This window comes from Pseudoroseicyclus sp. H15 (assembly GCF_054353345.1).
Map to the genome: position 1 here is coordinate 193997 of NZ_JBTHJE010000003.1, position 22397 is coordinate 216393.

The 22397-nt window shown below is 66.4% G+C and carries 11 protein-coding genes; 8 read left to right on the plus strand and 3 right to left on the minus strand.

All coding sequences use genetic code 11. From position 1 onward, the window contains the following. Window positions 1-8 precede the first annotated feature (8 nt). Genes ACXN5S_RS08435 through treY form a run of 6 tightly spaced genes read left to right on the plus strand, consistent with a single transcriptional unit; the run spans window position 9 to window position 13590 of the window. A complete protein-coding gene (locus tag ACXN5S_RS08435) occupies window positions 9-1964 on the plus strand; it encodes an alpha-1,4-glucan--maltose-1-phosphate maltosyltransferase (protein ID WP_458604978.1) in 1956 nt (651 codons plus the stop codon). Then, entirely contained in the window at window positions 1961-5233 is a 3273-nt protein-coding gene (treS, locus tag ACXN5S_RS08440; RefSeq protein ID WP_458604979.1) for a maltose alpha-D-glucosyltransferase, read from the plus strand. The genes ACXN5S_RS08435 and treS overlap by 4 nt, the downstream gene beginning before the upstream one ends. Beyond that, complete coding sequence (gene glgB, locus ACXN5S_RS08445) at window positions 5230-7458, plus strand: 1,4-alpha-glucan branching protein GlgB (protein WP_458604980.1); 2229 nt, start codon at window positions 5230-5232, stop codon at window positions 7456-7458. The genes treS and glgB overlap by 4 nt, the downstream gene beginning before the upstream one ends. Before the next feature lie 6 nt (window positions 7459-7464). Beyond that, on the plus strand, window positions 7465-9564 hold the full coding sequence (glgX, locus tag ACXN5S_RS08450; protein ID WP_458604981.1) for a glycogen debranching protein GlgX: 2100 nt from the start codon (window positions 7465-7467) through the stop codon (window positions 9562-9564). After that, entirely contained in the window at window positions 9557-11293 is a 1737-nt protein-coding gene (gene treZ / locus ACXN5S_RS08455) for a malto-oligosyltrehalose trehalohydrolase (protein WP_458604982.1), read from the plus strand. The genes glgX and treZ overlap by 8 nt, the downstream gene beginning before the upstream one ends. Continuing rightward, on the plus strand, window positions 11290-13590 hold the full coding sequence (treY, locus tag ACXN5S_RS08460; RefSeq protein WP_458604983.1) for a malto-oligosyltrehalose synthase: 2301 nt from the start codon (window positions 11290-11292) through the stop codon (window positions 13588-13590). Before treZ ends, treY begins: the two co-directional genes overlap by 4 nt. Window positions 13591-13627: 37 nt before the next feature. Here the strand turns inward: treY and ACXN5S_RS08465 are convergent, their stop codons facing one another. Further along, window positions 13628-15175: an MBL fold metallo-hydrolase gene (locus ACXN5S_RS08465; protein ID WP_458604984.1), complete on the minus strand. Its 1548-nt coding sequence runs from the start codon at window positions 15173-15175 to the stop codon at window positions 13628-13630. 170 nt (window positions 15176-15345) lie between these two features. Here ACXN5S_RS08465 and ACXN5S_RS08470 point away from each other — a divergent pair, with 170 nt between their 5' ends. Beyond that, window positions 15346-16203: an SDR family oxidoreductase gene (locus ACXN5S_RS08470; protein ID WP_458604985.1), complete on the plus strand. Its 858-nt coding sequence runs from the start codon at window positions 15346-15348 to the stop codon at window positions 16201-16203. A 55-nt stretch (window positions 16204-16258) separates the two neighbouring features. Further along, on the plus strand, window positions 16259-17656 hold the full coding sequence (locus tag ACXN5S_RS08475) for a dihydrolipoyl dehydrogenase (RefSeq protein WP_458604986.1): 1398 nt from the start codon (window positions 16259-16261) through the stop codon (window positions 17654-17656). A gap of 8 nt (window positions 17657-17664) precedes the next feature. Here the strand turns inward: ACXN5S_RS08475 and ACXN5S_RS08480 are convergent, their stop codons facing one another. Together ACXN5S_RS08480 and ACXN5S_RS08485 are read right to left on the minus strand one after the other, a co-directional pair. Further along, window positions 17665-18015: a response regulator gene (locus ACXN5S_RS08480; protein ID WP_458604987.1), complete on the minus strand. Its 351-nt coding sequence runs from the start codon at window positions 18013-18015 to the stop codon at window positions 17665-17667. A 55-nt stretch (window positions 18016-18070) separates the two neighbouring features. Next, on the minus strand, window positions 18071-22354 hold the full coding sequence (locus ACXN5S_RS08485; protein ID WP_458604988.1) for a chemotaxis protein CheB: 4284 nt from the start codon (window positions 22352-22354) through the stop codon (window positions 18071-18073). Window positions 22355-22397 lie beyond the last annotated feature (43 nt).

Genomic DNA, 22397 nt, shown 5'->3' on the forward strand with positions numbered 1-22397 from the left:
AAACTGCAATGCAGGCCAAGCCTAGCCGCACCACGACCAACGAGAATCTCCAGAATCTTGCCGCCAAAAGGCTCGCTATCGAGGCAATCTCGCCCGAAATCGACGCCGGGCGCTTTGCCGCGAAATCCGTGGCCGGATGGCCCATGACCGTCGAAGCCGACGTGCTCGCCGACGGGCACGAGGTGCTCGGCGCCGCCGTTGTGGCGGGCGGGGCAGAACACCCCATGACCAAGGGCGTCAACGACCGCTGGTCGGCCGAGGTGACCTTTAATAAGGTCGGCCCGGTGCGCTTTCACATAATCGCGTGGCGCGATCTTTGGGGCACCTGGGCCCGCGACACCCGCAAGAAGGTCGTCGCCGGCCAGGATGTTTCCGTCGAGGTGCAGGAGGCCGCGCAGCTGATCGAACGGGTGAACGGTGCGGCGCCGGAGATGACGTCGCTCGCCCGCGCCGCCAAGGCCGGAGATACCTCGGTGCTGCTCTCGGACGAGACCGACGCGCTGATGGCGAAGCACGGGCCCCGCGCCAATGTGACCGAGAGCCCCGAGCTGCCCGTTTGGGTCGACCGCGAAGGCGCCGCCTTCTCGGCCTGGTACGAGCTCTTCCCGCGCTCCGCCGGCCCCGAGGGCCAGCACGGCACGCTGCGCGACGTGATCGGGCGGCTGCCGTATGTGAAGGATCTGGGCTTCGATGTGCTCTATTTCCCGCCGATCCACCCGATCGGCACGAGCAACCGCAAGGGCAAGAACAACTCGCTGAAGGCCGAGCCGGGCGACGTGGGCTCGCCCTATGCGATCGGCTCGCCCGAGGGCGGGATGGATGCGCTGCACCCCGAGCTGGGCGACTTTGATGACTTCGCCGCTCTGGTTGCCGCCGCCAAGGCCGAGGGCATCGAGCTGGCGATGGACATCGCGCTCAACGCCTCTCCCGACCATCCGTGGATCGAGGAGCATCCCGACTGGTTCGAGCGGCGCCCGGATGGCACGATCAAATACGCCGAGAACCCGCCGAAGAAATACGAAGATATCGTCAATTTCCGCTATTACCTCGACGACGGCCAGCCCAACGCGCCGTTCTGGGAGGCGATCCGCGATCTCTTTCTGTTCTGGGCGGAAAAGGGCGTGCCGAACTTCCGCGTCGACAACCCGCACACCAAGCCCTTCCCGTTCTGGGAATGGATCATCGCCGAGGTGCGGGCCCAATATCCGGGGACGGTGTTCCTATCGGAGGCCTTCACGCGCCCGAAGGTGATGAAGCGCCTCGCCAAGGTGGGCTACAACCAGAGCTACACCTATTACACCTGGCGCAACACCAAGGCCGAATTGCAGGAATATCTGACCGAGCTGACGACCGAGGAAAGCCGCCATTTCATGCGGCCGAATTTCTTCGTCAACACGCCCGACATCAACCCGATCTTCCTGCAATATTCCGGCCGCCCCGGCTTTCGCAGCCGCCTCATCATGGCCGCGAGCCTGTCGGGCTCCTACGGCATGTATTCCGGCTTCGAGCTTTGCGAGGCGGCGCCGCTGCCCGGCAAGGAGGAATATCTCGACAGCGAGAAATACGAGATCCGCCATCGCGACTGGGATGCCGAGGGGAACATCAAGGACGATATCCGCCTCATCAACCAGATCCGCCGCGACAATCCGGCGATGAAGGATTACCTCAACCTGAAGTTCTTCACCGCCCATGACGACCGGGTTCTCTATTACGGCCGCTTCGACGAGGCGAGCCGCAATTATCTGCTCTTCCACGTTCTGATCGACCCGCAGGCCGGGGCTCAGTTCGATTTTGAAGTGCCGCTTTGGGAATTCGGCCTGCCCGATAACGGCTCAATCGAGGTAGAAGACGCCATTCACGGCAATCGCTTCACCTGGCACGGCAAGGACCACATGCTCACCCTAGACCCGCAGAACCGCCCCTATGCCATCTGGAAACTGATCCCGCCGGGAGGTGCCGTATGAGCCTTGATGAGCAAAACGCCCCGCAGGACGGGATCGTCGCCGCAGACTGGTACAAGGACGCGATCATCTACCAGCTGCACGTGAAGGCGTACCAAGACAGCAACAATGACGGCATGGGCGACTTCGCCGGCCTCATGTCGCGTCTCGATCATGTGCAGGAGCTGGGGGCGACCGCCGTCTGGCTTCTGCCCTTCTACCCCTCGCCGCTCCGCGATGACGGCTACGACATCGCCGAGTTCAAGGAGGTGAACCCCTCCTACGGCACGATGGAGGATTTCGAGGGCTTCGTGGCGGAGGCGCACCGGCGTGGCCTGAAGGTCATCACCGAGCTCGTCATCAACCACACCTCCGACCAGCACGAATGGTTCCAGCGCGCCCGGCACGCCCCCAAGGGCAGCCCGGAGCGGGACTTCTACGTCTGGTCCGACGATCCGACCAAGTGGATGGACAAGACGCGGGTGATCTTCAACGACACCCACGACAGCAACTGGACATGGGACCCGGTCGCCGAGCAATTCTACTGGCACCGCTTCTTCGATCACCAGCCGGACCTCAACTTCGACAATCCGAAGGTGATGGAGGCGGTGCTCGACGTCATGCACTTCTGGCTCGACAAGGGCGTCGACGGGCTGCGGCTCGACGCGATCCCCTATCTCGTCGAGCGGGACGGCACGAACAACGAGAACCTGCCCGAGACGCATGACATTCTCAAAGCCATCCGCGCCGATCTAGACAAGCATTACGACGACAAGATGCTCTTGGCCGAGGCCAACCAGTGGCCCGAGGATACGCGGCCCTATTTCGGCGAGGGCGATGAATGCCACATGGGCTTCCACTTCCCGCTGATGCCGCGGATGTACATGTCCGTCGCGCAGGAAGACCGGCACCCGATCACGGATATCATCCGCCAGACGCCGGACATCCCCGACAATTGCCAATGGGCGATCTTCCTACGCAACCACGACGAGCTGACGCTCGAGATGGTGACCGACAAGGAGCGGGATTACCTCTGGGAGACCTATGCCGCCGACAAGCGCGCGCGGATCAACATGGGCATCCGCCGCCGCCTCGCGCCGCTTCTGCAGAACGACCGCCGCAAGATCGAGCTGTTGAACTCGATGCTGATGTCGATGCCGGGGACACCCATCCTCTATTACGGCGACGAGATCGGCATGGGCGACAACATCTATCTCGGTGACCGCGACGGCGTGCGCACGCCGATGCAATGGTCGCCCGACCGCAACGCCGGCTTCTCGCGCGCCGATCCGCAGCGCCTCTACCTGCCAACGATCCAGGATGCGATCTACGGCTTCGAGGCGCGCAATGTCGAAAGCCAGGCGCAAGACCCGTCGTCATATCTCAACTGGATGCGCCGCATGGTCGCCGTCCGGCAGAACCACGATGTGTTTGGCCGCGGCGAGATGCGGCTGCTCTACCCGAAGAACCGCAAGGTGCTGGCCTATATCCGCGAGTATGAGGACAAGGCGGTGCTTTGCGTCGCCAACCTGTCGCGTCAGGCGCAGGCGGTCGAGATCGACCTTGGCGCCTATGCCGGCCGCGTGCCGATCGAGCTGACGGGCCATTCGGCCTTCCCGCCCATCGGCGCACTGCCCTATCTGGTGACGCTGCCGGCCTATGGCTTTTACTGGTTCGAGCTGGCCGACGAGGCAGAGGCGCCGAGCTGGCGCACGGCCCCGCAGGAGATCCTGCCGGAATTCCTGACGCTGACAACCTCGCGCGATGGCCGGGTGAGCAGTGCGCTGACGGGCCGCGAGGGGCGGATGCTGCAGAGCGACGTTCTGCCGAGCTACCTGCCGATCCAGCGCTGGTTTGCCGCCAAGGACAAGACGATCAAATCCACCAAGATCGCGCCGCTGGCCGATCTGGAGGATGGGCGCGCCGCGCTGGCGCTGCTCGATGTCGATCTCGACGACGAGACGCAGCAATATCTGCTGCCGCTCGCCGCGCTCTGGGGGGAGGATAACGTCTCCTTCGGCTCGCCGACGCTGGGCTACACCCTGTCGAAGCTGCGCCGCGGCCCCTCCGTGGGCGGGCTGATCGACGGCACGGCCGATGTGCCGGCCATGACCGGCCTCTTCGAGGCGCTGCGCAAAGGCGGCGAGTTGCCGGCCGAGGGCGGCTCTGTGCTGCTCGACCGCGTCGATGCGATGGACAGCATCGAGGATGCCGGTGAGGCGCGGCTGCTCAATGTCGAGCAATCGAACGCCACGATGGCCTTCTCCGACAAGGCGATCCTCAAGCTTTACCGGCGCCTGCGCCCCGGCGTGCAGCCCGATATCGAGGTGTCGCGCTTCCTCACCGGTCCGGGCGGCTTCGACGGCACGCCCGCCTTCCTTGGCGAGCTGGCCTTCCAGCCGAAAGACGGTGAGCGGGTCAGCCTTGGCGCCGCCTTCGCCTTCGTGCGCAACCAGGGCGACGCCTGGGCGGCGGTGACCGATGGCCTTGAACGGCTGGTGGCCGAAAGCTCCATCGACGATGGCTCGCCCGATCCGTATCTGCCGGGGCTCGACCTGGCCCCGCTCATCGGCACCCGCACCGCGCAGATGCACGTGGCGCTGTCGAAGGGCACCGAGCCGGACTTCGCGCCCGAGCCGATGACGCCCGAACGCCTGGCCGCCTTCAGCGACGAGGTGATCGCCGAGCTGGACGATGTGCTCGCCAGCCTCGCGGCCACCACGGATCTCGCCGATGAGACGGCAGAACTGGCCGCCCGCGTGCAGGCCGGCGGCGCGGCGCTGAAAAAACGCGTCGCCTCGCTAAAAGAGATGACGCCGTCGGGGGCGCTGACGCGCATCCACGGCGATTATCACCTCGGGCAGGTGCTCGTGGCGCAGAACGACGTAATGATCATCGACTTCGAGGGCGAACCCCGCCGCAGCGTGGCGGAGCGCCGCGCCAAGGCCTCGCCGCTGCGCGATCTGGCCGGCATGGTGCATTCGCTGGATTACGCCGCCTTCTCGGCCCGCAAATGGACGCGCCAGGCCGCCGGCGATGAGGACGAGGCCGCCGCCAAGATCGAAGACTGGCACGCCCGCGCCTCGGCCGAGCTGCACGAGGCCTATGCCGCGGCGATCACCGAAAGCAGCGCGCATCCCGACAATCCCGCCTTCGCGGCGGCGATGCTCGATGCGCTCTACATTCAGAAGGCCGCCTATCAGGTTGGCTACGAACTCGCGATGCGGCCCACGTGGCTCGACATCGGACTGGCCGCTCTTGCCACAAGGCTGGAGCAGGAAGGTAACTCATGACCGATACGACCAACGCGACGAACGAGACAAGCTGGCCGGAACATGCCCCGCATCAGAACGATGTAGAGGCGATCCTGCGGGGCCAGCACGGCGACCCCTTCCGCATTCTGGGCATGCACCAGGCAGAGAAGGGCCCTGTCACCGTCTCTGTCTTCTCGCCCGACGCGGCGGCGGTGACGGTGCTCGACAGCAAGGGCAAGCCCGTGGCCGAGCTGGAGAAGCTGCGGACGGACGGCTTCTTTCACGGCGAGATGCCGAAGAAGCGCCGCGAGTTCGACTATCGCCTCAAGTTCCGCAACGCGCAGGGGCATGAGTGGGAGCTGCTCGACCCCTATTCCTTCGGCCCCGTGCTGGGCGAGATGGACGAGTATCTGCTCGGTGAGGGCCGCCACGAGGAGCTATACCGCCGCCTCGGCGCGCATCCCACCACGCATGGCGGCGTCGAGGGCACGACCTTCGCCGTCTGGGCGCCGAATGCGCGCCGCGTCTCCGTTGTCGGCCATTTCAACGCCTGGGACGGCCGCCGCCATCCGATGCGCCGCCGCGGCGCCACCGGCGTCTGGGAGCTGTTTATCCCGGGGCTGGGGCAGGGGGAGATCTATAAATACGAGATCCTCGGCGCCTATGGCCACACCCAGCCGCTGAAGGCCGACCCTGTGGGCTTCGCCGCCGAGCTGCCGCCGATGACGGCCTCGGTCGTGCACGGCCTGCCGCGCCATGAATGGACGGATGACGGCTGGATCGCCGCCCGCCCGGCCAACCAGAGCCGCGAGCCGATCAGTATCTACGAGGTGCACCTAGGCTCGTGGCGGCGCACGCTCGAGAACGAGATGCTCAGCTACGACGCGCTGTCCGAGGAGCTGATCACCTATGTGGGCGAGATGGGCTTTACCCATGTCGAGTTCCTGCCCGTCTCCGAGCACCCGTTCTCCGGCTCGTGGGGGTATCAGCCCGTCGGCATGTTCGCCCCCACCTCGCGCTTCGGCAACCCCGAAGATTTCGCGCGGATGGTCGACAAGCTGCACAATGCCGGCGTCGGCGTCATCGTAGACTGGGTGCCCGCGCACTTCCCGACCGATGCCCACGGCCTCGGCAATTTCGATGGCACCGCGCTCTACGAGCATGCCGACCCGCGGCAGGGCTTCCACAAGGACTGGAACACGCTGATCTACAATTTCGGCCGGCAGGAGGTGGCGAACTTCCTGCGCTCGTCGGCGACCTACTGGCTGAAGGAACTTCACGTTGACGCCCTGCGCGTCGATGCCGTCGCCTCGATGCTCTACCTCGATTACTCGCGCAACGACGGCGAATGGGTGCCCAACCGCTACGGCGGGCGCGAAAACCTCGATGCCATCGACTTCCTGAAGGGCGTCAACGAGGTGGCGCGCAGCTATGCGCCGGGTTCGATGACCATCGCCGAAGAGAGCACCGCCTGGCCGGGCGTCTCGCGCCCCGTGAATGACGGCGGGCTCGGGTTCGACTTCAAGTGGAACATGGGCTGGATGCACGACACGCTGGAGTACATGCAGCAAGACCCGATCCATCGGAAGTATCACCACCACAAGATGACCTTCGGGCTGGTCTATGCCTTCTCCGAGAACTTCGTGCTGCCGCTGAGCCATGACGAGGTCGTCCACGGCAAGGGTTCGATGCTGGGCAAGATGCCGGGCGACCGCTGGCAGAAGTTCGCGAACCTTCGCGCCTATTACGGCTTCATGTGGGGCCACCCGGGCAAGAAGCTGCTCTTCATGGGCGGCGAGTTCGGGCAGGAGCGTGAATGGAACCACGACCAGAGCCTCGACTGGCACCTGCTGGAAGACGGCCACCACGACGGCCTGCGCAAGCTGGTGCGTGACCTCAACCACCTCTACCGCGACGAGCCGGCGCTGCATCAGCGCGACTGCGTGCCGGAAGGCTTCCGCTGGATCGAGGGCGGGGATTCCGAGAACAACGTGTTCTCTTTCGTCCGCTACGGCGAAGACGGCACCAAGCCTGTGGTCGTCATCTGCAACATGGCGCCGGTCACCCGCGAGGGCTATCGGCTGGGCATGCCGCAGGCGGGCCGCTGGGTGGAGCGTCTCAATTCGGACGCACCAACATATGGTGGTTCGGGCGCAGGGAACGGTGGGGCCGTCACCGCCGTTACAGAAGAGCTGCACGGGCTGCCGGCTTCGGCGTCGCTGACCCTGCCACCGCTTGGCACGCTGTTCCTCTCTCCGGAGTAAACCTGCATGAATTCTCCTTCCGTGGTCACGGGGCGGCCTGTTCTGGCCGGCTCCGACGTGCCGCTTGGCGCCACATGGGACGGGACGGGCACCAACTTTGCCCTGTTCTCGGCCCATGCCGAAAAGGTCGAGCTTTGCCTGTTCGACAGCCGTGGGCGGCGCGAGATCGAACGGATCGAGCTGCCGGAATACACCCACCAGGTCTGGCACGGCTATCTGCCCGACGTGCGGCCCGGCCAGCTTTACGGCTACCGGGTGCACGGGCCCTACGCGCCCGAGGCGGGGCATCGCTTCAACCCCAACAAGCTGCTGATGGACCCGTATGCCCTGCAGCATTACGGCAATATCCGCTGGCACCCGGCGCTTTTCGGCTACCGGATGAGCGGCCATCAGGCGGATCTGTCCTTCGACCGCAGGGATTCTGCCTTCGTCATGCCGAAATGCGTGGTCGTCGATAACGCCCATACCTGGGGCAACGACTACCGCCCCGATGTGCCCTGGGCGCAGACGGTGATCTACGAGGCGCATGTCGGCGGCCTCACCATGGGGCGGCAGGACATCGACCCGCAGCTCCGCGGTACCTTCGAAGGGCTGGCCGATCCGCGGGTGATCGACCACCTCGTCAATCTCGGCGTCACCGCCATCGAGCTGCTGCCGATCCAGGCGTTTTATGACGAGGGACATCTCGTCGACAAAGGGCTGGTGAACTGGTGGGGTTATTCGACGCTCGGCTTCTTCGCGCCGGCGCCGCGCTACCTGACGGACAATGGCTCGCTGCACGAGTTCAAGCTGATGGTTCGCCGCCTGCATGAGGCGGAAATCGAGGTCATCATGGATGTGGTCTATAACCACACCGCCGAGGGCAACCAGATGGGCCCGACGCTGAGCTTCCGTGGCATCGACAACGCCAGCTACTACACGCTCGCCGACGACCCGCGCTATTACTTCGACACCACCGGCACCGGCAACTCGCTGAACCTGCGCAACTCCCGCGTGCTGCAGATGGTGATGGACAGCCTGCGCTACTGGGTTGAGGAATGCCATGTCGACGGCTTCCGCTTCGACCTCGCCACCACGCTCGGCCGCGACCGCGACAATTACTCCGAACATGCGATCTTCCTGGAGGCGGTGCGGCAAGACCCCATCCTCGCCGGGGTGAAGCTGATCGCCGAGCCGTGGGACACCGGCCCCAACGGCTATCAGGTGGGCAACTTCCCCCCCGGCTGGGCGGAGTGGAATGACAAGTATCGCGACACGACCCGCGCCTATTGGAAGGGCGATGCCGGCAAGCTGCCGGACATGGCGAGCAGCCTTCTCGGCTCTGCCGATACGTTCCAGAAGGCCGGCCGGCGGCCCTGGACCAGCGTCAACTTCGTCACCGCCCATGACGGTTTCACGCTGATGGACCTCGTCTCGTACAACGAGAAGCACAACGAGGAGAACGGTGAGGAGGGCCGCGACGGCAATTCCAACAACGTCTCGTGGAACTGCGGCGTCGAGGGGCCGACGGACGACCCCGAGATCAACGCCCTTCGCGACAAGCAGCGCCGCAACCTGATGGCGACGATGCTTTTCAGCCAGGGCACGCCGATGATCCTGATGGGCGACGAGCGCGGCCGCACGCAGCACGGCAACAACAACACCTATTGCCAGCCGGGCGAGATGAACTGGCTCGACTGGTCGCCGAGCGAGAACAACCTCGCCTTCGAGGAATTCACCCGCTCGCTGCTGGAGATCCGGGCCTCGCGCGGGCTGTTCCTGGCGGAGCGATACCTCCATGCCGGCAAGGATGCCCGCCAGGGGCGCTTCGCCAAATGGATGCGCCCCGACGGCGAAGAGATGAACGACGGCGATTGGGGAAATGGCGAGGCGCGGGCTGTGGGGCTGCTGCTGCACGAGGGCGGCAGTTTCCTCTTCATGGCGCTCAACGCCTCCGACACCGACATCGCCTATACCCTGCCGGGAGACTCCGACCGGCAGTGGCGCCGGCTTGTGGATACCGAAACCGGTCTCGCCGACGCCTATGCAGAGCTGGAGATGGTAGGAGAGACGCTGCATCTCAACGCCCGCTCCTTCGTGCTGCTGGAGACCGAAACCCGTGGCTGACGCCAGCGACTATAGCTGGGGCGCCATCCCCGCAGGCCCCGGCCAGTGGCGCTTCCGCCTCTGGGCGCCGGGCTGCGAGCGCCTGGCCCTGCGCCTGTACGACACGGATCATCCGATGCCGGCAGAGGGGGAGGGGTGGTTCACCCTCACCGCCGACGCGGTGGAGGGCGATGCCTACGCTTATGTGCTGCCGGATGGCACCACCGTGCCGGACCCTGCCGCCCGCCGGCAGAAGGGTGACGTCCACGGTCCCTCGCTGCTGACAGCGCCGCGTACGCCCGCTCCCTGGGCGGGCCGGGCTTGGGAAGAGGCGGTGATATACGAGCTGCATCTCGGCACCTTCACCGAGGCCGGCACCTACCGCGCTGCCATCGGCGAGCTCGACCGTCTCGCCGCCCTCGGCATCACCGCCATCGAGCTGCTGCCTCTGGCGCAATTCGGCGGAGATCGCGGCTGGGGCTATGACGGCGTGCTGCCCTATTGCCCGCACAACACCTACGGCTCGCCCGATGATCTCGCCGCGCTGATCGATGCTGCGCATGAGCGCGGGCTGATGGTGCTTCTCGATGTCGTCTACAACCACTTCGGGCCTGACGGGAATTACCTGCACGCCTATGCCGCTGACTTCTTCGACGCATCCCGCCACACGCCCTGGGGCGCCGGCATCGATTACACGCAGGCGCCCGTGCGCCGCTTCTTCATCGAGAACGCGCTCTACTGGGTGCGCGAGTTCGGCTTCGACGGGCTGCGCCTCGATGCCATCGACCAGATCGTTGATCCCAGCTCGCCCGAGCTGCTGATCGAGCTGGCCGAAGAGCTGCGCGCCAGCACCGGCACTCGCCAGATCCACCTGACGACGGAAGACAACCGCAACGTCACCCATCTGCACGAGCGGGCGGCGGACGGGCGCATCACGCATCACAGCGGCGAATGGAACGACGATTTCCACAACGCGGCACATGTGCTCGCCAGCGGTGAAAGCGAGGGCTACTACGGCGACTTCGCCGATGACCCGCTGCGCCATCTGGGCCGCGCGCTGGCCGAGGGCTTCGCCTTTCAGGGCGAGGGCGGGCGCGGCAAACCCTCCGCCCATCTGCCGCCGACGGCTTTCGTCGATTTCCTGCAGAACCACGACCAGACAGGCAACCGCGCGCTGGGCGAACGGCTCATCAGCCTGACGGATGAAGACACGCTGGCCGCGCTCACAGCGATCCTGCTGCTCTCGCCGCATATCCCGCTGGTCTTCATGGGCGAGGAATACGGCGAGACGCGGCCCTTCACCTTCTTCGCCCATTTCGGCGGCGAGCTGGACGAGATGGTGCGCAAGGGCCGGGCAGAGGAATTCGCGGCCTTCCAGTCCTTCTCTGGCGAGACGGTCCCCGACCCGATTGACGAGGCGACCTTCCTCGCCTGCAAGCTCGATCCCGCCCGCCGAGAGTCGGCGGAGGGCCGGGGCTATGCCGAGCGGTTCAAGACGCTGCTCGACCTGCGCGCCCGCCATATCGTGCCGCGCCTGGCCGGGGCGGCAGGCCATTCCGGCAAGCTTATCGCGGCAGAGGGCGGCGTGCTGGCCGTCGATTGGCACCTGGACGGCGCGCTGCTGCAGCTTCGCGCGAACTTTTCCGACAGCGCCCAACAGCTGCCGCCGGCAACCGGCGACGAAATCCACCGCACCGGCGAGCCGGGCGCGCCGCGCTCTGCCGCCCATTATCTGGCGATTGCACAATGAGACTGCCCACAGCGACCTACCGCCTGCAATTCCGTCAGGGAATGGATTTTGACCGCGCCGCCAGCCTCGTGCCCTACATGGCCGAGCTTGGTATCTCGGATCTCTACGCCTCGCCCCTGTTCACGGCGACGCCCGGCTCGACCCACGGCTATGACGTCACCGACCCCGGGGAGATCGACCCCGATCTTGGCGGCATCGAGGGCCTGCGCCGCCTATCTGCTGCGCTAAAGGAGAAGGGCCTCGGGCTGGTGCTGGACATCGTGCCCAACCACATGGCCTTTTCCGTCGACACGCCCTGGCTGCGCGACGTGCTGCGCCACGGCGCGAGCAGCCGCTACGCCGGCCATTTCGATCTCGACCCCGCCGCCGGCCGCATCCGCCTGCCGTGGTTGCCGGCGCCGTTCGAAGACGTGCTGGGCTCGCTCTCGGTGCAGGACAGCCCCGACGGCCCGGTGCTCGACACCGGCGGCCTGCAGGTGCCGCTGGCCGAGACCGCCTCGCTGGAGGCCGCCCGCAGTGGCGATGCCGATGCCCTCCGCGCCCTGCACGACGAGCAGCCCTGGCAGCTCGTGCACTGGCGCACCGAGAACGACATCCTCAGCCATCGCCGCTTCTTCGCCGTCACCGGCCTTGTCGGCGTGCGGGTGGAGGAGGACGAGGTGTTCGAGGATGTGCACCGCCTGCTCTTCCAGCTGGTGGAGGAGGGCATCGTCACCGGCATCCGCATCGACCATATCGACGGGCTCAACGACCCCGCCGCCTATCTCGACAAGCTGCGCGCCCGCGTGCCCGACACGCCGATCTGGGTGGAGAAGATCCTCTCCGGCCCCGAGCGCCTGCCTGAAAGCTGGCCGGTTGAGGGGACGACGGGCTACGTCGTCGCCCGCGCCCTGTCGCGCCTGCTGACCAACCGCGAGGGGCTGGATCGGATCGAGGAGGATTACCGCGAGGCGACGGGGCGTACCGATTCCGTCGACGAGGTGATCTACCGCGCCCGCAAGCAGGTGATGACGCAGGATCTGGGCGCCGAGCTCTGGACGTTGCAGCATATGTTCGCCGAAGTCGCGGCGAACGATCCCCGCGGCCGCGAGTTTGGCCCCGAAACGCTGCGCAACGCCCTGCTGGAGTTCATCGCCGCCTTCCCGCGCTACCGCAGCTACATGACCGAGGGGCGCATCTTCGAGGCCGACAAGGCACTGGTGATCAACACCGCCGAGCGCGCCGCCGAGCGGCTGCTCGACCCCGGCGCGCTGCCCTTCCTCGCCGATGTGCTTACGCGGGCGGTGCCCGAGACGGCGCGGCTGCGGCTGCGGCTGCAGCAGGTGACCGGCGCCGCCGTCGCCAAGAGCGCCGAAGACACCGCCTTCTTCCGCGAGGTGCGCCTGCTCTCGGCCAACGAGGTGGGGGGCGAGCCCGATGACGACCCCCTCGGCATCGAGGGCTTTCACCGCGCGATGGAGCGGCGCGCCGATCACATGCCGCATGGCCTGTCGCTGACCTCCAGCCACGACACCAAGCGTAGCGAGGATGCCCGCACGCGCATCGCCGCCATCACCTTCGAGCCGGAATGCTACGAGGGCTGGTTCCGCATCTGCCAGGGCTTCGCGCCGAAGCGGCTGAACGCGAACCTCGTCTGGTATGTCAGCCAGACCTTCCTCGCCATGGAGCCGGGCGATGGCGACATGGCGCAGCGGCTGGCCGACCACGTGGTGAAGGCCCTCCGCGAGGCCAAGAGCGAAAGCTTCTGGACAGCGCCTGACCTCGAGCTCGAAGAGGCCGCGCAGAGCTTCGTGCGCCGCCTCGCCGCCCATTTCCCGCATCACGCGCGGGAGGTGGATGCCATCATCACCTCGGCCGACAGGCTGTCGCTGGTGCAGACGGCGCTGAAGCTCACCGTGCCGGGCATCCCTGACATCTACCAGGGCTGCGAGATCGCCAGCCACGCGCTGACCGACCCCGACAACCGCCGCGCGGTGGATTTCGAGCTGCGGCAGAAGGCGCTGAGCGACCCCTCGGTGCTGCCCCGCAAGCTCGACCGCGACAAGCTCAGCCTGACGCGGGCGCTGCTCTGCCTGCGGCGGGAGCACCCGGATGTCTTCCTCTCCGGCGGATACAAGCGCCACCCGGCGCCCCCTGGCATCTGCGCCTATCAGCGCGAGCACGGCGGCAAGCGGCTGACAGTGGCGCTCGCCATCGATGCCGGGCCGCAGGAGCTGGAAGAGGTGGTGCAGGAGACCCGCTGCTTCTGGCCCCCCGAGCCGCAGCGCCACGCGCCGGTGCGGATCGCGTTCGAATGAGGCGAGCGGGCGGCCACAGGGGCCGCCCGCTGCTGTTTCAGTCGGCGCCGGGCAGGGGCAGAGCGCCCGTGTTGTCTGACTGCACGGGACAGCCGTTCTGATAGACGCCGGCGCTGCGCGTGCGCTCGCAGAAGGCCTGCGCCGCGGCGACCTGCTCGGCGATGGCTGCCTGCGCCTCGTCCCAGCTCGTCACGCTGCCATGCACGGGCATGTTGGTGGCCGGGTCGAGCCCGTAGGCCTCGACGTTCGCCATCGCTGCGCTGGCCCAGAAATGGTACTGCCACGAGAGGTCGCCGAAGTCGCCCTCCATCAGGATGCGCTCCTCTGGCAGCCAGCCGAAGACGCCGTCGGCCATGTGGTAGTGACCGATCGTGTGGTAGACATCGAGCCGGCGCGTCTCGTCCTCCAGCACCAGATGCTCGTCGACCGGCATGAACTCCAGCGGTCGCATCTCGCGGGCCTGCGCGTCGGGAAAGTTGGGGGCAGGGCGTGAGACCATCTCTTCGAAGATCTCGCGGTTGCCTCGCTCCGCCACCACGATCAGCCCGCGCGAGACGGCGGCGCGCAGCCCGCCCGTATGGTCGAAATGGTGGTGGCTGACGATGACATGCGTCACCTCCTTGCCCTCCACCAGCTCGTTGGCGGCGTCGATGCGGGCCAACGTGTCGGCCTCGCTGCCATAGGCCTCGAACATGACGAGGTGGTCGGCGAACTCGATCACTGCGCCGCCCGCGCCGCCGAAGGGCCCGTTGACGCGCAGGTCCCAAACGCCCGGTGCGACCTCGGTCACGTCCGCCTGCGGGGCTTCGGGCGCGGCAGAGGCGGTGGCGGGCGGCTCGGGGAAGGCGGGCATCTCGGCCTCGGGCACGTCCAGCCGGTAGCTGTCGACCTGGAACATCAGCTCCACCTGATCGCGCCAGTCCATCTCGGCCATGATGCCGGTGGGCAGCTGCACGCCATCGACTGGCAGGTAGCCGGTGAAGTAGACGGTGTGGGCCACCTCACCCAGCGTCGCGCTCGGGCCGGTGTAGCGCAGCCACGCCGGCAGATCGTCCGCCGGGTTCACCGCCATCCAGAGCGGCATGCCGCCCTCGGGCGTGAACTGCACGATGGAGAGGCCGTCCTCCACACTCACGGGGCCAAGCTCGGTGCCCTCGTCCAGCGCGGCGAGCACGGCGGGGAGCGGGTGGTCGAGCATCGCGTTGCCGGTCTGCAGCTCGTTGGTGCGCGCCCAGTTGAGGCCGAACTCGCCCGCGAACGGGAACTGGTAGGCCCGCCTCTCCTGGTTCAGCGCGCGGCCGCCGGCCAGATCCCAGCTGCGCTGTGCGTCGGAGACGCTCTGCCATTTCGGCGGCACGTGCTCTTCGCCGGTCAGAAAGCCGCCGCCGTTCTGGTAGACGCGCTGGCCGAAGCCCGTCATCACCATATTGTCCAGCGATTGCAGGCGCTCGGCACCGCCCATGGCCGCGGCCACCTCGGCGATGAGCGCCTCTGCGGCGCTTTGATCCTGCGCGAAAGCCTGGCCGCCCATGAGCGCCAGGGCCGAGACAGCCAGCGCCGCCCCGTGCCTTGCATGTGAAAGCATGGATTTCTCCTCCCATAATCCCGGCGGCCATATGTCCTCCTCGACAGCCGCCTGAGGGGAGCGTGGCACCGGGGGCCCGCAAATCAAACCCTCAATTGTTAGGCGCGCGCGGGGAACGGGCAGCCGGGCGGGGCCGTTTTGCTGGCGACATCCAGACGAGGAGAGCCCCGATGACCGATTATCCGACGCCGCCCTTCCCCGAACAGAAGCAGGACATGCCCGGCACCACCGAGAAGATGCAGCCGCGCCCAGACCACGGCGAAGAGAGCTACACCGGCTCGGGCCGGCTCGAAGGCAAGGCCGCGCTCATCACCGGCGGCGACAGCGGCATCGGGCGGGCTGTGGCGCTGGCCTATGCCCGCGAGGGGGCGGACGTTTTGATCTCCTACCTCAATGAGGACGACGAGGCCGCCGAGACGCGCCGGCTGGTCGAAGAGGCCGGGCGCCGCTGCTACATCGTGCCCGGCAACATCGCCGAGGCCGACCATTGCCGCGCCCTCGTGCGCGAGACGATGGAGGCCTTCGGGCGGCTGGACATCCTGGTGAACAACGCCGCGCACCAGGCGCATGTCTCGGAGTTCGAGGATCTGTCGGACGAGGAGTGGGAGAATACATTCGCCATCAACATCCACGCGATGTTCTATCTCGCCAAGGCGGCGGCGCCGGTGATGGGCAAAGGCGGCAGCATCATCAACACCGCCTCGATCAATTCCGACAAGCCCAACCCGGGGCTGCTGGCCTATGCGACCACCAAGGGCGCGATCCAGAACTTCACCAACGGTCTCGCCCAGATGCTGGCCGAGCGCGGCATCCGGGTGAATTGCGTCGCCCCCGGCCCCGTCTGGACGCCGCTGATCCCCGCGACCCTGCCGGCGGACAGCGTGGCGCATTTCGGCGAGCAGAGCCCCATGAAGCGCCCGGCCCAGCCGGCGGAGCTGGCGAGCGCCTATGTGATGCTGGCCGATGACCGCGCCAGCTACACCATCGGCGCCACCATCGCGGTGACGGGCGGCATTCCCATGATGTGAGGAACCGCCCCGCCCAGGCCGCCGTTGCCTTCACTCAAGCTCAGGGGAGACAGGCATGGCACGGCATGAAGCGGATGTGGCGATCATCGGGGCGGGCACGGCGGGGCTGGCCGCCTTCCGCGCCGCCCGCTCAGCCGGTGCCTGGGCCCTGCTGATCGACCCGGAGTTTCGCGGCACCACCTGCGCGTATGCCGGCTGCATGCCCTCGAAGCTGCTTATCGCGGCGGGGGATGCGGCGGCTGCGGTGCGGGGGGCGTCGACCTTCGGCGTGAACGCCGTGCCGCAGGTGGATGGCAAAGCGGTGATGGCGAGGGTTCAGGCGCTGCGCGACGAGTTCGCGGGTGGCGTGCGCGACAACATCGCGGAGCTGCCCGACGAGGCGAAGATCCGCGCTCGCGCGCATTTCACAGGGCCTAACGAGTTGGCGCTGGACAACGGCAACAGGGTGCAGGCCCGCGCGATAGTCATCGCGACGGGGGCCTCGCCCGCCGTGCCCTCCGCCTTCGATGCCGTGAAGGAGAGGGTGCTCACCAGTGAGACCATCTTCGACATGCCCGATCTGCCCGCCTCGCTCGGCGTCATCGGCGCCGGCCCGCTGGGGCTTGAGCTGGCGCAGGCGCTAAGCCGGCTGGGGGTGGCGGTGACGCTCTTCGACGCGGCGGACAAGCTCGCCGCCATGCCGCCTGAGGCCACCGACGTGCTGAAGGCCGCTATGGGCTTTCCCATACATCTGGGCACCACGCCCAAGGCCGAACCCTGCGACGCCGGTGTGCGGCTGAGCTGGGAGGGCGGCGAAGTTGAGGTCAGCCAGCTGCTCGTCGCTGCGGGCCGGCCCCCGAACCTCGAGAGGCTGCAGCTCGACACCACGGGGCTGGAGCTGGACGACCACGGCACTCCCCTCTTCGACCCGGCCACCATGCAATGCGGCGAGGCCGCGATCTTTCTCGCCGGCGATGCCTCCGTCAGCCGCCCGGTGCTGCACGAGGCCTCCGACGAGGGCACCATCGCCGGGCACAATGCGGCTGTCTTTCCAAACATCGAACGCTCTGAGCGCAAGGTTCAGATGGCCGTCACCTATACGCGGCCCGAGGCGGCGCAGGTTGGCGTTATCCCGGAGGAGGACGAGGCCGGCATCGTCACCGGGCGCGCCGACTACAGCACGCAGGGCAGGGCCCGCGCGATGGGTCAGGCTGCGGGGCTGGTGCATATCCATGCCGAGGCGAAGAGCGGGCGGCTCACTGGCGCCACGATCTGCGCGCCGGGGGGCGAGCACCTCGCCCATCTGCTCGCCTGGGCGATTGCCGACGGCAAGACAGCGTCGGAGCTGCTGGAGAAGCCGTTTTATCACCCGACGCTGGAGGAGGGGCTGCAGGCGGCACTGCGCGAGATCTGCAAAGCCAGCGGTACGCCTCAGCCCTGGTACGGGGGCGATGGCGACCTGCCGGGGGCGTGAGGCTGGCCTCAGCTCTCGTTGTTGCCGGCCAGTATTTCCTTGAGCTTGGCGCGCAGCTGAGCCTCGTTCACCGGCTTGCGCAGGTTCGGGGCGGCCTCGATGCTGGATGAGGCTGCGTAGCGGGCGCTGTTGTAGCCGGTGACGAAGAGGTAGGGAGTGCCGCGCTCTTGCAGCTTCTCGGCGATGGGCATCGAGGTGGCGCCATTGCCGAGGTTCACATCGAGAATGGCAACATCCGGCGCGAAGCTCTCTATGGCGCCGATGGCGTCGCTGGGGTTGGCATGCGGGCCGTCTGCCACGTAGCCCCATTCCTCCAACGTCATGACAAGATCCATGCCGATGAGGATCTCGTCTTCCACCACCAAAATACGTGAGGCGGCAGGAAGATCGCTCCCGGCCGCCGCTGCACCATCATTATCGCTGTCGATCGCCGGAATTTTTAGCGCCCTCTTCGTTCAGGATGACGCATCTCAGGCCATCGATTTCGTATTGAACGCGGATCTCGGCTTTGAGTTCCCGTTTCAATAGCGTTCCGATGAGGAAAGAGCCGAAGCCCTGATGGTCGGGCTCTGCCACGCTGGGCCCGTTGGTTTCGCGCCATTCGATGCGGCGGTACTGGCCATCTTCGGCCTCGACGGCCAGCTCGACGCTGCCCTCGGGCGTGGAGAAGGCGCCGTATTTGGCGGCGTTGGTGGCCAGCTCATGCAAGGCCAGCCCCAGCGACAGCGCGATCTTCGGCTGCAGGTGCAGGTCGTCGCCCGTATAGTGGAAGCGGCTGCCGTCTTCGCCCACGTAAGGCGCCACCTCGGCCGTGGCGAGCTCGCTGAGGGTCTGGCCGCCCCAGTCGCCGGCGGTGAGCGAATCGTGGGTTCGCGAGATCGCACCCAGCCGCGCCAGCAGGCTGCTCGCCATCTGGTCTTTCGTTGTCGACATGCGCGCGGTGAAGCGGGCGATGCTCTGCACCGTCGCGAGGATGTTCTTCACCCGGTGCTCAAGCTCGGCCAGCAGCACATCCTTGCGCTCGATGGCCCGCTCGCGCTCGGTGATGTCGATGGCAGAGGCCACGATCTCGATCACCTCGCCGGTCTCGTCGGTGACGGGCACGAGCTGGAAATCGATGATGATCTTGCCGCCGCCCTCGATCCGGACTGTCGCATCCTGGCGTACATTCTCGCCGGTGGCGGCCAGGGCGATGGCACGCTTCACCTGCGCCTGGGCCTCTGCGCTGTAGGCCCACCAGAAGGTGTTCCAGAACTTCTGGCCGACGACCTCGGCGCGGGTCACACCGCCCCGCTCGAGCGCAGCGGCGTTCACCTCCAAGAGGGTGCCATCGGCCGAGAGGAGGGCGACATAGGCGTTGAGGCTGTCCTGCAGGCGCTGCAGCCGGGCGCGGTGCGCCTCGTCACGCTCCTGCGAGAGCACCTGGTCGGTGATGTCGAGCGAAAAGGAAACGACGCCCATCACCTTTCCATCCGGGCCGATCCAAGGCTCCAGCACGTTGTTGAAGATCACGCGCTGACCATTCTTGGCCCGGACGGTCGTGACGGAATCGTGCTGATCCAGCGAGCTGGGCTCGCCGGTCTCGTAGACATGCTTCATCCGCTTCAGCAGAGAGCCGCCTGCCAGCTCAGGCAGAGCTTCGGCGAGCGGCAGGTCGAGGATCTGGCGCCCGCCCAGCTCTTTGTCGCTGCGGGCGTTGGAATAGGTCGTCACGAAGTTGGGGCCCTCGTGCATCGAGATGGCGATGGGCGCCTGGTCGAAGATCCGGCGCATCCGCGCTTCGTTCTCGAAGACCTGTCTTTCCAGCGACCTTTGCTGGGTGACATCGCGCACGACGCAGCCCACGGCGAAGACCTTTCCGTCGGCCATTACCGGGTAGAAATCGTCGATCCACTCGCGCATGTCGCCGGGGTTCGATTTGGTCTCGCCCCGCACCGTCACGCCAAGCACCGGCTTGCCGGTTTGCAGCACCTGGCGCTGGATATCGGCGATGCCCGCGTGCACCTCGGGGATCAGATCCTCCTGCTTGCGGCCGATATGCTCGTTGGGCGAGAAGCCGTTGATTTCGGCCAGCATCGGGTTGATCCGCAGCCAGCGCAGGTCGCGGTCTAGCAGGCAGAGGCCGACGGGCGTGGTGTCGTACAGCCGCTCAAGCTCGGCATACTGCTCGCGCAGCACGCGGGCATTCTCTTCGAGCTGGCGTTCGTGCTTCTTGCGCGAGGTGATGTCGACGAAGGTGATGACGACGCCGTCGAGCCGGTTGTCGACCGTGCGATAGGGGCGCACGCGGCTCTGGAAGGTCTCACCCGTCGCCGGCACCCGCAGCTCGCGCTCGGTGGGCTGCAGGCTGCGCTGCACCTGGGCGGCATCCTCGCGCAATTGCGGGTAATCCACCTTGGTCGCCAGATCGTGGATCGAGCGGCCGATGTCGCGCTCCTGCACGCCGAACAGGCGCGACAGCTCGGGCGTGAACAGGCGCACGCAATCGTTCTGATCGATGAAAAGCGTCGCGATATCGGTGCTTTCCAGCAGGTTCTTCAAGTCGCTGTTGGCGCGGGCGAGCTGGCGGTTGTTCTCGCTGAGCTCTGCATTGATCGTCTCCAGCTCTTCGTTGATCGATTGCAGCTCTTCGCGGCTGGTCTCCAGCTCTTCGTTGGAGCTTTGCAGCTCCTCGTTCATCGACAGCAGCTCTTCGTTGGTAGCCCGCAGCTCCTGCTCGGCGCTCTCGTATTCGTGCTGGACGGTGGAGAGTCGCTTACGCGTCAGCAGCAGCTCGCGCTCGTAATTCTCGACCTGCGCGCCGCGCATGCCGTTCGTCTCGATCTGTGAGAGGTCGCGCTGGCGCACCTCGTGGATCGTCAGAAGGATCAGGTCCTCCTTATCGCCAAAGGGCTGCACCGACAGATCGAAGAGCCTAGTGTGTCCGCCCACTTCGGCGACGATGTTCTGCACTTCGCTGCCTTCGCCGCTCTCGCGCGTTTGCGAGACGATGGAATGCACCGGCAGGCGCAGCTCGGGCGCGAGGTAATCGTCGATCATGCTGCTGACGGCGCCGCGGGCGGGGCGCACGAAGCGCGTCATCGCTTCGGATTGGTAGACGACCTCGTTCTGCCGGTTGATCGCCGCGAAGGGCGGCGCGGCAGTGGCGAGAAAGGCCTGCTCGGCCTGCAGCTCGATGCTGTTGTTGGACCGGGGCAGGCCGCCGGATTCGACGAAGACACGGGCCACCTCACTCTCGGTGCTGATCTTGGCGGGCCGCGCCGAGAGGGCCGAGAAGCTGGGGGTGTGGCTGTCATCGCGCGAGAAGAGCCGGGCGGTGCGGTCGATCGTGTTGAAGTAGCGCTCGTTGCGGCCAAGCGTTTCCGAAGGCCCAAGCCAGAGGAAGCCGCCAGGATTAAGCGCATAGTGAAAGCGCGGCAGCAGCGATTCCTGGCTGTCGGCGTTGAGGTAGATCATCACGTTCCGGCACGAGACCAGATCGAGCTTCGAGAAGGGCGGGTCTTGTATCAGGTTGTGCGGGGCGAACACGCACATCTCGCGCAGGCCCTGGCGGACGACCCAATGAGATTCTTCTCGCGCGAAAAACTTCTCGCGCCGTTCTTCGGAGAGAACCTCGACGGCGGAATCGGCATAGCGGCCGGCGCGGGCGTGGCGCAGGGCATCGAGGTCGATATCGGTGCCGAAGATCTTCCAGGGCCGCGTGTCGCCCTGCTCCTCCATCAGCTCGTTGATGAGGATGGCCAGCGAATAGGCCTCTTCCCCCGTCGAGCAGCCGGGCACCCAGATGCGGAAGCTGGAACTGTCGGTCTTCAGCAGGGCGAGCAGGGCCTCGCGCCGCACGACCAGGTAGCTTTCGGGGTCGCGGAAGAACTGCGTCACCCCGATCAGAAAGTCCTGCGTCAGGTGATTTCGCTCGTCCTGCCGGTCTTTCAGCGTGGCGATATAGCCATCGACGGTGCTTTGCCGCAGCAGCGTCATCCGGCGCGCCACGCGGCGGATCAATGTGCCGGGCTTGTAGCCCGAGAAGGAATGGCCCGATTCCGAATTGAGGCATTCAAGGATGTCGGACAGGCGCGCCTCAATCTCCTCCAGCATCACTTCGCGGCCCGTGCCGCGCTCGATCTGGCGGCGATGGTCGACGATCTCCAGCACCTTCTGTGGCATGTCGTCCGGTCGCAGCACGAAATCCACCAGCCCGGTCGCTGCTGCGCTGTCGGGCATGCCGGGGAAGCGGGCGGACTTGCTTTCCTGCACGATGGCGACGCCGCCGGCCGACTTGATCGCCCGCACGCCCATCGTACCGTCAGAGCCGGTTCCCGAGAGCACGATGCCAAAGGCATGACGGCCCGCCGTTTCGGCGAGCGAGGTGAAGAACTTGTCGATCGGGGTGCGCACACCCTCTTCGACGGAATTGTCGGTGAGGTTGAAGTGGCCATCCTCGATCTGCAGGAAGGCGCCCGGCGGAATGACATATATGTGGTCGGGCTCGATGGCGCCGCCATCCTCGATCCGGCTGACCGGCACGGGCGTATGGGCGCCAAGCAGCTTGTCCATCATCGAGGGCTGGTCGCGCGCGAGGTGCTGAACGACCACATAGGCGATGCCGGAATCGTTCGGCACGGCATGCACGAAATTCTGCAGCGCTTCCAACCCACCGGCGGAGGCGCCGATCCCAACTATCGGCGGCAGTTTCGGCATAAAGTTGCGGCGCTCCTCCTTCGCGTAAACCCAACCGAGTCAC

What these genes read in the sequence shown, in the direction of transcription:
- glgB (WP_458604980.1), top strand. Translation starts at nt 5,230, where the DNA reads ATGACCGATACGACCAACGCGACGAACGAGACAAGCTGGCCGGAACAT.
- ACXN5S_RS08470 (WP_458604985.1), top strand. Translation starts at nt 15,346, where the DNA reads ATGACCGATTATCCGACGCCGCCCTTCCCCGAACAGAAGCAGGACATG.
- treY (WP_458604983.1), top strand. Translation starts at nt 11,290, where the DNA reads ATGAGACTGCCCACAGCGACCTACCGCCTGCAATTCCGTCAGGGAATG.
- treS (WP_458604979.1), top strand. Translation starts at nt 1,961, where the DNA reads ATGAGCCTTGATGAGCAAAACGCCCCGCAGGACGGGATCGTCGCCGCA.
- glgX (WP_458604981.1), top strand. Translation starts at nt 7,465, where the DNA reads ATGAATTCTCCTTCCGTGGTCACGGGGCGGCCTGTTCTGGCCGGCTCC.
- ACXN5S_RS08475 (WP_458604986.1), top strand. Translation starts at nt 16,259, where the DNA reads ATGGCACGGCATGAAGCGGATGTGGCGATCATCGGGGCGGGCACGGCG.
- ACXN5S_RS08435 (WP_458604978.1), top strand. Translation starts at nt 9, where the DNA reads ATGCAGGCCAAGCCTAGCCGCACCACGACCAACGAGAATCTCCAGAAT.
- ACXN5S_RS08485 (WP_458604988.1), bottom strand. Translation starts at nt 22,354, where the DNA reads ATGCCGAAACTGCCGCCGATAGTTGGGATCGGCGCCTCCGCCGGTGGG.
- ACXN5S_RS08465 (WP_458604984.1), bottom strand. Translation starts at nt 15,175, where the DNA reads ATGCTTTCACATGCAAGGCACGGGGCGGCGCTGGCTGTCTCGGCCCTG.